This window comes from Candidatus Thioglobus sp. (assembly GCF_028599055.1).
Taxonomy (GTDB): Bacteria; Pseudomonadota; Gammaproteobacteria; order PS1; family Pseudothioglobaceae; genus Thioglobus_A.
The window spans coordinates 1-1,711 of the sequence record NZ_JAQRMS010000220.1; the positions used below are offsets into that span (position 1 = coordinate 1).

At 40.9% G+C, this 1,711-nt stretch carries 2 protein-coding genes and 1 pseudogene; 2 read left to right on the forward strand and 1 reads right to left on the reverse strand.

Annotated elements, in window-relative coordinates; genetic code table 11:
• Nucleotides 1-31 precede the first annotated feature (31 nt).
• Both nagZ and PSN35_RS07540 read left to right on the forward strand, forming a co-directional pair.
• Nucleotides 32-1,018, forward strand: coding sequence for a beta-N-acetylhexosaminidase (gene nagZ, locus PSN35_RS07535; RefSeq protein WP_300031656.1), 987 nt, complete (start codon nt 32-34; stop codon nt 1,016-1,018).
• On the forward strand, nt 1,015-1,296 hold the full coding sequence (locus PSN35_RS07540; RefSeq protein ID WP_300031658.1) for a hypothetical protein: 282 nt from the start codon (nt 1,015-1,017) through the stop codon (nt 1,294-1,296). The genes nagZ and PSN35_RS07540 overlap by 4 nt, the downstream gene beginning before the upstream one ends.
• A 171-nt stretch (nt 1,297-1,467) precedes the next feature.
• Here the strand turns inward: PSN35_RS07540 and PSN35_RS07715 are convergent.
• Nucleotides 1,468-1,590: pseudogene (locus PSN35_RS07715) on the reverse strand (hypothetical protein); the annotation flags it as partial.
• Nucleotides 1,591-1,711 lie beyond the last annotated feature (121 nt).

Sequence of the window (1,711 nt, forward strand, 5' to 3'; positions counted from 1 at the left end):
TTGTTTACAAAATTAAACCTTATATAGATTAATGAATTTTGCACCGATAATGATGGACGTGGCAGCAACCCAGCTGTCCACAAGTGAAAAAACCCAACTGGCTAAAGCTTCGATTGGTGGCGTTATTTTATTTAGTCGAAACTTTGAATCGATTGAGCAAATCAAGGCGTTAATTACCTCTATTAGATCTGTTAAGCCTGCATTATTGATTGCAGTTGATCATGAAGGTGGTCGTGTGCAACGCTTTAAAGAAGGGTTTACTCACCTGCCAGCCATGGCTAAATTGGGTGATGTGTATGATCGTGACCCTGATTTAGCCCTTGAACAAGCAACAGCTTGCGGCTATGTCTTGGCACACGAACTGTTAAGTATCGGTGTTGATTTTTCTTTCACGCCGGTGCTAGATGTGGATTACAGCCAATCTTCAGTAATTGGTGATCGCGCCTTTCATTCAAATCCTAAGACAATCACCGCTTTGGCGGGCGCCTTGATTGGTGGCATGCATCAGGCAGGCATGAAGTGTGTTGGCAAACACTTTCCGGGTCATGGGTTTGTGGCGGCGGATTCACACCTAGATTTACCCATTGATGAGCGCTCGATGACAGAGCTTATGTCAGACATGCTGCCATTTAAAGAGTTAGCTTACCAGGGGCTGGATGCAGTGATGCCGGCACACGTAATCTATCCACAAGTTGATGAAAATCCAGCAGGCTTTTCTAAAAAATGGATTAAGCAAATTTTGCGTGAGCAGTTGGGTTTTTCAGGGGTTGTGTTTAGTGATGATCTATCAATGCAGGGCGCTTTTTTCATTAAAGACATTAACGACCGAGTGCGCGTATCACTGGATAGCGGTTGTGACATGGTGCTAATTTGCAATCATCCTGAGATGGTGACAGAGGTAATCGACCAAGATTGGGGCTTGAATGAAAAGCTACAATCAATGCAAGGTAATAGAGAGTATAAATCCGATAAAATAAGCTACTTACAACATTTAGAAGCAATTAAGAATTTATTATGAGTGATGACAACAACACAGAGTTAGAAGTTAGAATGTTAAGTGCGATGAGAAAAACCTTAATTGCCGTCGCCAAAGACACAATGACCAAGCCAGGCTTGCGCCATCCTTTAGCTGAAAATACTCAAAAAATGATTACTGATTGTCTAAATTTGGTTATTTCTCGTCAAACTGAGATTGAAAAAGAAGCCGGCACCCATACAAAAATGAAGCCGGTTTATACCGATGAACAAACTGTGCAAAGTTTTTCAGTTGACGATCTTAAAAAAACCTTAAATTAAATTCATTTTTCAACAAGCCTTGCTTGATTAATTAAACAGATTCCAAATTAGCATAGCTGGCAATCAGCCTACGAGGCAATTCCTCGCGCCAAGTGATTTAAATAGAAAACAGTAAAACAGCGATACTGCCAATAGGATAAGTTCGGGAGGTTTTGCCTCTAATGGAAAGGGTTAAACAAACTCCAAATTGGCATAGCTGGCAATCAACCATTTTGTTCCAGCCTGTTTAAACTTAATTTGAATTCTGGCTGAATCTCCTTCACCTTCAAAATTAAGCACCGTGCCAAAACCAAATACGAGGCAATTCCTCGCGCCAAGTGATTTAAATAGAAAACAGTAAAACAGCGATACTGCCAATAGGATAAGTTCGGGAGGTTTTGCCTCTAATGGAAAGGGTTAAACAAACTCCAAATTG